We start from the raw sequence: 8,468 nt of genomic DNA on the forward strand, positions 1-8,468 counted from the left end.
AAGTCAGATTACTTGGGTACGATGGATTCATAGCTCTCATAACGCTGTCATACTTAAGTATTTTTTCTACTGACAGGATACCGTTATGTGGGCTTTCTTACTTCTCAGACATCCTCTAAGGGTATTAGTTTGTCAAATTTGAATTGATGGATCGCAAAGTTCGTAGTCAGGACTTTAGTCCTGAATTTTTAAGCACGCTTGGTGCTTACTACAAACCCTCAAAACTAGCTTGACAGAGTAGTATAAGGGTATAAAAAAATAGTTATTAATTTTGAGATTTAAACATAATTCATAATTAAATTTATGGCAGCAATTGAACTTGGTCTGGTGCTTTTATCTTTAGTAATTTGGATCGGATTGCTGACTTTGCGCGGGCAGTTTTGGCGCACAGACCAACAATTAGAAGTTACAAAAACAATAGATCAAAAATTGCCATCAGTTTGTGCGGTGATTCCGGCACGTAACGAAGCAGATCTGTTACCAAAAACTTTGCGATCGCTCCTTTGCCAAGACTACCCAGGCTTGTTTAATATCTTTTTGGTAGACGACCACAGCACAGATAAAACTGCTGAAGTTGCCAAACAAACAGCTCAAAGCTTGAACAAAGACAAACTATTACACATCATCACAGCCGAACCATTGCCTCCTGGTTGGAGTGGCAAACTCTGGGCAATGGAACAAGGTGTTAACAAAGCTATAGAAATACTGGAACCGGATTATTTTTTACTAACGGATGCAGATATTGAACATGACGTGGCAAATCTCCATCAATTAGTTGCCAAGGCAGAACAAGAAAATTTAGACCTTGTTTCTGTGATGGTACAACTCAGATGTGAAAGCTTTTGGGAGAAATTTTTAATTCCAGCTTTCGTCTTTTTCTTTCAAAAACTTTACCCTTTTCGCTGGGTGAATGACCCAAACAAATCAACAGCCGCTGCGGCTGGAGGTTGCATCCTCATCCGCACAGCAGCACTAAAGCGCATCGGTAGTATGCAAGCAATTCGGCAAGCGTTAATAGATGACTGCACCCTCGCCCATGCCGTTAAGTCTAGCGGCAACGGGCGTATCTGGCTAGGACTTAGTTCTGCAACTCACAGCCTGCGTCCGTATCCCTCCTTAACTACGATTTGGGATATGGTTGCCCGCACTGCCTTTACTCAACTTAACTATTCGCCGTTGTTGTTAATAGGAACTGTAATCGGGATGACCTTAATTTATATGGTTCCACTTTTGGGTTTGATTCTAGGTGGATTGATGGGGAATTGGCTAGTTGCAGTCACTGGTTTATCGGCATGGCTGCTGATGGCGTTGGCTTATTTACCAATGATTAGGTTTTATAAATGTCCTGTTTGGTTAGCCTTTTGTTTGCCAGCAGTTGCTTTTCTCTATACTTTGATGACTATAGACTCAGCACTGCGTTATTGGCAAGGGCGAGGCGGTGCTTGGAAAGGAAGAGTTTTTGACGCTCCCCGCACTTCGCTTAACGCTACGTACGGGGATTCTTGTTTCACTGAGCAACCTTGCCCAAAGTTGTTTCCAAATCTGGGTAGAGGGTCATCTCTCCACAAGCGTTAAAAGTTTCCGTGCGCCCCGTGGAGGCAGGCCGGAAAGCCTGCCATTTGTCTAGGGCGGGCAGGATGCCCACCCCACAAGAATCATCCCTTGATTGTGCAATGCCTAATTTATGTCTATTGATTTAGGACTGCTATAGATAATTTTGATTCAGCAACATCTAAACTATTTGTGTGTAGTGTGAGAAGTGTTTCATGCAAACTCAAGATAGAGTTACCGTATCCAAACTCCCAGATGCGATCGCTGCTAGTCAGAACTATCTACTTTCGATCCAAGATCCCAAAGGCTATTGGTGGGCTGAGTTAGAATCCAACGTTACCATCACTGCGGAGGTTGTTCTCCTGCATAAAATTTGGGGAACAGATCGATCTAGACCTTTGCATAAAGTTGAAGCATATCTGCGTTCTCAGCAACGAGAACACGGTGGCTGGGAACTTTTTTACGGAGATGGCGGAGAACTCAGTACTTCAGTAGAAGCATACATGGCGCTGAGGCTGTTGGGTGTACCTCCAAGCGACCCAGCAATGATCCGAGCAAGAGCATTTATTTTAGAGCGGGGCGGCATTAGTCGGACTCGCATTTTTACTAAGTTACACATGGCGCTGATTGGGTGCTATAGCTGGCAAGGCATTCCTTCGTTACCGCCTTGGGTAATGTTGTTGCCAGAGAATTTTGTGTTTAATATCTATGAATTGTCAAGTTGGGCTAGGTCAAGCACCGTGCCATTGCTGATTGTGTGCGATCGCAAACCAGTCTTTAAGGTAGACCCAGCGATCAACTTGAACGAACTTTATGCCGAAGGTGCAGATCGAGTCAAATATGAATTACCCCGCCAAGGTGACTGGACAGATTTATTTCTCGCCCTCGACTCAGGTTTTAAACTTGCGGAAAACCTGAATTTAGTGCCTTTTCGCGAAGAAGGTATCAAAGCTGCACACAAGTGGATTTTAGAACGGCAAGAAGCAACAGGCGACTGGGGCGGCATTATTCCAGCCATGCTGAATTCACTACTAGCATTGCGATGCTTGGATTATGATCCAGCCGATCCGATTGTAGAACGAGGATTGCAAGCCGTCGATAATTTTGCGATCGAAACAGCAGATACTTACCGAGTCCAACCGTGTGTTTCCCCTGTTTGGGATACAGCTTGGGCAATCAGAGCGCTTGTTGATTCTGGTTTGTCACCAGATCATCCTTCTCTAGTGCGGGCGGGCGAGTGGTTGTTGAACAAACAAATTCTCGACTACGGCGATTGGGCTGTCAAAAATCGGCAAGGAAAACCCGGTGCGTGGGCATTTGAATTTGAAAATCGCTTTTATCCCGATGTCGATGACACTGCTGTCGTTGTGATGGCGCTGGATGTAGTTAAACTTCCTAATGAAAAGCTCAAACAGAGAGCTATAGCTCGTGCTGTGGACTGGGTTGCTTCGATGCAGTGTCAAGCAGGTGGTTGGGCTGCTTTTGATTTAGACAATAATCAAGATTGGCTGAATCTGATTCCCTACGGCGATCTCAAAGCGATGATCGATCCCAACACGGCTGATGTCACCGCCAGAGTTATAGAAATGCTGGGTAGTTGTCATCTATCCATTGATGCTCATAACTTTGAACGAGCAATTAACTATCTCTTACGCGAACAAGAACCTGAAGGTTGCTGGTTCGGTCGTTGGGGAGTCAATTACATCTATGGAACAAGTGGCGTATTGGCGGCCCTATCTTTAGTTGCTCCGCAAACTCAGCGAAACAGTATAGAAAGGGGTGTTGCTTGGTTAGTCGGTTGTCAAAACTCAGATGGTGGTTGGGGCGAAACTTGCCGCAGCTATGACGATCCTAGTTTGAAGGGACAAGGACGCAGCACTGCATCTCAAACCGCTTGGGCTTTGATAGGGTTGATGGCAGCAGGTAAAGCAACAGACAAATTTGCAATCTCGGCGATCGAGCAAGGAATTAACTACTTACTTGCAACTCAACAGACAGATGGTACTTGGGATGAAGCTGATTTTACAGGTACTGGTTTTCCCGGTCATTTTTATCTGAAGTATCACCTTTATCAACAATGCTTTCCTCTAATTGCTTTAGGTCAGTATCGAGCAATATTTTCTTAGGCGATCGCTGTGGTTAGTAGTTCAAAACTAGCTCCTATGAAAATGCTTGGTGTCTTTGTGCCTTGGTGGTAAAAAATCTTGAACCACTAAGACACTAAGACACGAAGAAAAAAGAGTTTTTATGCGTTCTGAGAACGCAGTTATTCAAATAAGTGAATGTTGTCAAAAATTTTTAGTAAATGATTTTGGGAATTAGTTAACAGTTTAATAAATTGATATTTCATCTCAATTTTTAGAAATTGATTGGGATTGTTTTCTATTTACGAAAATGCAAAAGACATTATTGCAAAAGGTCTGATTTTATGCAAAGGATCTATTTTTAATTTTGACTGTAAAAAAAATTCATGATTTATTATGTACATATATGTCAGACTGTTAATAAACATATATAGGCAGAACCTATGCGAAAAAATTTAAATGCTTTTCCAGAAATATTCGGTTCAATTACAGATAAGATATACCAAACAATAAAAACAAAATTTCCGAGATAAACACTAGCAAATAAAATATTAAGTTTGAATGAAATATATATAAAAAATCATCAAAGATTTACAAACTCCAGTATGTTACAAGAGTGATAGAGGTGTGTAGGAATGGATTTACTGGGAGATGGGTTAGAGATTTTAAAGGAGACTAGTCGGACTTTTTATATTCCCATTAGTCGTTTACCGCGAGTATTGCAAGAGGCAGTGGCATCAGCATATCTATGTATGCGAGCCATTGATGAAATTGAAGACCATCCAGAATTGGATAACCAAACTAAAGCTAAGCTGTTGCGAACGATTAGCTTAACATTGCAAGCAGCAGTTGATGGTTTTGCGATTGATTCTTTCTCAGTGGGATTTGGTGCACACGAAAAATTTTTACCAGAAGTCAGCGTTCGGATCAGAGAATGGGCGCTACTCGCACCTGAAACTGTTGCCCCCAGGATTTGGGATGCTACTGCGGCAATGGCAGACAGAATGGCATACTGGGCAGAAAGAAACTGGGAAATTCATACAGAGTATGATTTGGATCGTTACACTTTTGGGGTAGCTGGTGCGGTTGGCTTGTTACTCTCCGATTTGTGGGCTTGGTACGATGGCACGCAGACTAATCGTACTCATGCGGTTGGATTTGGTCGGGGTTTACAGGCAGTTAATATCCTCCGCAACCATAAAGAAGATTTGGCCCGTGAAGTCAGCTTTTTCCCGGATGGTTGGAGTGCAGAAAACATGCAAGTATATGCGCGCCGCAATTTAGTCCTGGCAGAAGCATACACGAAAAATCTTGCTGCTGGCCCTGCTTTAGATTTTTGCCAAATTCCCCTCAGCTTGGCTTTTGGTACTCTCAATGCTATTGCTAATGGTAAAGAAAAACTCAGCCGCAGTGATGTTTTAGCACTGATTGAGCAAATAAATAATGTACGCAAATAGAAGCACTTCTTTATTGGATTCAAAATAAATATTGGTAAAAGCCGACAATAGAAATCGTATTGGCTTGGTTCGAGAAGTTGGCTATCGGTACGAGAGTAATAAATTCTCCTTCGGTTAAACTAATGGTATTATTTGGCAACTGACCAACTCGAATCTTTGGCCCTTGCAGGTCTTGCAGTAGAGTAACCGGGGTATCCAATTCTTTCTCTAGCGATCGCAGCAATGCTATTGTTTTCGCATGGTCGTCGTAGCTACCATGAGAAAAATTCAAGCGAGCCACGTTCATCCCAGCTTGAATCATTTAACGCGAATGTATCAAATAGAACGTTTTAATGCACGCAGGCGCTCTGAGTAGCTCCGCATCACTAGTAGGGCAAACATTGGAGTTTCTTGCACGGCGAAGAGGAAGCCGTTTTGGTCTAGGAAGGCTAGTTGGCAGTCAGTTTTGGCAACCGCTGTAGATGCTCTTGTGTGTTCTGGAACAATTAATGCTCCTACACCAAACACATCTCCTTTTTGAATGGTTTCAACTACTTTACCATCGACGAATATCTCCACTTCTCCGTTCAAGATGCCATACATGCAATCCCCAGGCTCACCTTCTGCAAAGATGGTTTGACCACTGGAAAAAGTATGGATTGTTGGCTGTTTTTGGAAGATTTTAACCGTTTCTGCTGGTTCAAGCATGCGGTACTTAACTCCAATATATTTAGCTCCTACGTAATATTTATACCTTCAAGCCAGCTTTAGATTGAACGTATTCTTCTAGTTCGATCGCTACTGGTTCTACATTCCAAATGTCCTGGCAGTACTCGCGAATTGAACGGTCTGAGGAAAACTTGCCCATCCGCGCTACATTCACAATGGACATGCGAGTCCAATTGTCTTGGTCGCGATATGCTTGACTTACCCGTTCCTGACAATCAATGTAAGATTGGTAGTCAGCTAGCAATATAAAGGGATCGTGGTAGAGTAGAGAGTCGAGCAGTGGGCGGAACAAGCCTGTATCGCCATGAGAGAAAATTCCTGAAGCAATCAAGTCAATCACTTCTTTAAGTTGTGGATTGGAGTTGTAGTAGTCCCAAGGATTGTAGCCTCTGGCTTTGAGGGCGTAGACTTCTTCAGTTCGCAGTCCGAACAAGAAGAAATTTTCTTCTCCTACTTCTTCACGAATTTCGACATTGGCACCATCGAGAGTACCAATAGTCAATGCCCCATTCATGGAAAATTTCATATTGCCAGTGCCAGAAGCTTCTAAACCAGCAGTAGAAATTTGCTCTGATAAATCAGCGGCGGGGTATACTCGTTGACCCAAAGTGACATTATAATCTGGCAAGAAAACTACTTTGAGGCGATCGCGCACATCGGGATCGGCGTTGACAACCTCAGCTACAGAATTGATAAATTTGATGATCAGCTTGGCCATGTAGTAGCCTGGTGCAGCTTTACCACCGAAAATAAATGTGCGGGGCACGATCTCGCAATCAGGATTATGCTTGATGCGGTTATAAAGTGTAATGATGTGCAGCACATTCAAGTGCTGACGCTTGTACTCGTGAATGCGCTTGACCTGAATGTCGAAGAGTGATTCTGGGTTAACAACAACACCAGTTTTCTTTTGAATATATTTTGCCAAATTACGCTTAGTTTCTAGCTTAATCTGCCGCCATTGTTGACGGAAATCAGCATCTTCAACAAAGCGTTCTAACTGTCTGAGGTCTTCTAGGTGATTAATCCAGTTGTCGCCTATTTTGCTCGAAATTAAACTAGTCAAGCCAGGATTGCTCAAAACTATCCAACGGCGTGGCGTGACTCCATTGGTTTTGTTGCTAAATTTCTCTGGCGAAAATTCATAAAAATCTCTCAAGACAGTCTGCTTCAACAGTTCAGTGTGCAATGCCGCGACACCGTTGATCGCATGGCTGCCGGCACATGCTAAATTTGCCATGCGGACATATCTATCACCAGTTTCATCAATCAGCGACAGTCGGGCAATTTTTGCGACATCGTGAGGATATTTCAGCCGTACTTGGTCGAGGAAGCGACGATTGATTTCGTAGATAATTTCTAAATGACGAGGCAGTATAGTACCAAACAGCTTAATAGACCACTTTTCTAAAGCTTCTGGTAGTAAGGTGTGGTTGGTATAGCCAAAGGTTTTTTGGGTGATATCCCAAGCTTTATCCCAATCGATATGATGTTCATCTACCAACAACCGCATCAGTTCTGCTACACCAATGGCGGGGTGAGTGTCATTGAGTTGTGCTGCAAAGTTTTCGTGGAAGGTTTCCAAGCTGTTACCATGATCCTGGTGAATGCGGATCATATTTTGGAGAGAGCAGGAAACAAAGAAATATTGCTGTTCTAAGCGTAGCTGCTTACCTTGAACTTGTTCGTCGTTGGGATAGAGAACCTTAGAAATATTTTCTGAGACTACCTTTTTGTTGACTGCACCATAGTAATCACCAATGTTGAATGCTTGAAAATCAAACGACTCAGGTGCTTCTGCTTTCCACAGGCGCAGGATGTTGGCAGTGTTGACTTGGTAGCCAAGGATGGGTGTGTCGTAGGCGATACCTTTAATTATTTGGTCGGGAATCCAGCGTACTCTGTAATTTCCATGTTCATCGGTGTAGGATTCAGTATGACCGCCTAACTTGACGTTATATCCTAATTCTGGGCGGTGAATTTCCCAGGGATTGCCCCACTGCAACCATTTGTCGGTTATTTCAGCTTGCCAGCCATTATGAATTTCTTGGTCAAAAATGCCAAATTCGTAGCGAATGCCGTAACCAATCGCGGGAATTTCTAAGGAGGAAAGAGAATCCATATAGCAGGCAGCCAAACGACCAAGACCACCATTGCCTAAACCCGGTTCTTCTTCTTGTTCAATCAATTCTTCCAGGTTTAGTCCTGATTCTTCGACTGCTTTACGTATTTGCTCGTAAATACCGAGGTTAATCAGGTTATTTGCTAGGTGTGGTCCCAGGAGAAATTCTGCTGACAGGTAGCAAACAATCTTGACATTTTTTTTTACATATGCCTTTGTTGTGCTAATCCAGCGTTTGAGCAAGCGATCGCGCACGGTATAAGCCAACGCCATGTAAAAGTCATTTTTGGTGGCAATCTCAGGATACTTACCCTGAATGTAAAAGAGATTATCAGCTAAAGCCCGTCGCAGTGTCTCAATGCTCAAACCAGTGCGATCGTCTTCTATTTGTAAAGCTGCAATTTGGGCAGGGTCCATTGATGCAGTCATAAAATATCCTCGATAGTGGTTAGTGGTTGGTTGTTGGTTGTTGGTGGTTAGTGGTTAGTGGTTGGTTGTTGGTTGTTGGTGGTTAGTGGTTAGTGGTTAGTGGTTGGTGGTTAGTGG

Annotated in this window: 6 protein-coding genes; 3 read left to right on the forward strand and 3 right to left on the reverse strand. The window is 43.1% G+C overall.

Annotation, left to right across the window (positions count from 1 at the left end):
* The first annotated feature begins 303 nt into the window (after window positions 1-303).
* The 3 genes from HXY43_RS03105 to HXY43_RS03115 all read left to right on the forward strand — a co-directional run bounded on the left by HXY43_RS03105 (window position 304) and on the right by HXY43_RS03115 (window position 5,092).
* Complete coding sequence (locus HXY43_RS03105; protein WP_290879877.1) at window positions 304-1,575, forward strand: glycosyltransferase; 1,272 nt, start codon at window positions 304-306, stop codon at window positions 1,573-1,575.
* Between the two features lie 191 nt (window positions 1,576-1,766).
* On the forward strand, window positions 1,767-3,677 hold the full coding sequence (gene shc / locus HXY43_RS03110; RefSeq protein ID WP_290879880.1) for a squalene--hopene cyclase: 1,911 nt from the start codon (window positions 1,767-1,769) through the stop codon (window positions 3,675-3,677).
* Between the two features lie 593 nt (window positions 3,678-4,270).
* Entirely contained in the window at window positions 4,271-5,092 is an 822-nt protein-coding gene (locus tag HXY43_RS03115; RefSeq protein WP_290879882.1) for a phytoene/squalene synthase family protein, read from the forward strand.
* A gap of 19 nt (window positions 5,093-5,111) precedes the next feature.
* Here the strand turns inward: HXY43_RS03115 and HXY43_RS03120 are convergent, their stop codons facing one another.
* Genes HXY43_RS03120 through HXY43_RS03130 form a run of 3 tightly spaced genes read right to left on the reverse strand, consistent with a single transcriptional unit; the run spans window position 5,112 to window position 8,351 of the window.
* On the reverse strand, window positions 5,112-5,393 hold the full coding sequence (locus HXY43_RS03120; RefSeq protein ID WP_290879885.1) for a pyruvate kinase: 282 nt from the start codon (window positions 5,391-5,393) through the stop codon (window positions 5,112-5,114).
* 14 nt (window positions 5,394-5,407) lie between these two features.
* Window positions 5,408-5,779, reverse strand: a complete 372-nt coding sequence (locus HXY43_RS03125) for a cyclic nucleotide-binding domain-containing protein (protein ID WP_290879888.1) — start codon at window positions 5,777-5,779, stop codon at window positions 5,408-5,410.
* 40 nt (window positions 5,780-5,819) lie between these two features.
* Window positions 5,820-8,351 (reverse strand): glycogen/starch/alpha-glucan phosphorylase, encoded by a 2,532-nt coding sequence (locus HXY43_RS03130; RefSeq protein ID WP_290879891.1) that lies wholly within the window; start codon window positions 8,349-8,351, stop codon window positions 5,820-5,822.
* Window positions 8,352-8,468: the final 117 nt, after the last annotated feature.

This window comes from Fischerella sp., assembly GCF_013388695.1.
Lineage (GTDB): Bacteria > Cyanobacteriota > Cyanobacteriia > Cyanobacteriales > Nostocaceae > PCC9605.

Excerpts from the sequence above, each read along its gene's own strand:
- HXY43_RS03125 (WP_290879888.1), bottom strand. The coding sequence starts at position 5,779 with ATGCTTGAACCAGCAGAAACGGTTAAAATCTTCCAAAAACAGCCAACA.
- HXY43_RS03105 (WP_290879877.1), top strand. The coding sequence starts at position 304 with ATGGCAGCAATTGAACTTGGTCTGGTGCTTTTATCTTTAGTAATTTGG.
- HXY43_RS03120 (WP_290879885.1), bottom strand. The coding sequence starts at position 5,393 with ATGATTCAAGCTGGGATGAACGTGGCTCGCTTGAATTTTTCTCATGGT.
- HXY43_RS03130 (WP_290879891.1), bottom strand. The coding sequence starts at position 8,351 with ATGACTGCATCAATGGACCCTGCCCAAATTGCAGCTTTACAAATAGAA.
- shc (WP_290879880.1), top strand. The coding sequence starts at position 1,767 with ATGCAAACTCAAGATAGAGTTACCGTATCCAAACTCCCAGATGCGATC.
- HXY43_RS03115 (WP_290879882.1), top strand. The coding sequence starts at position 4,271 with ATGGATTTACTGGGAGATGGGTTAGAGATTTTAAAGGAGACTAGTCGG.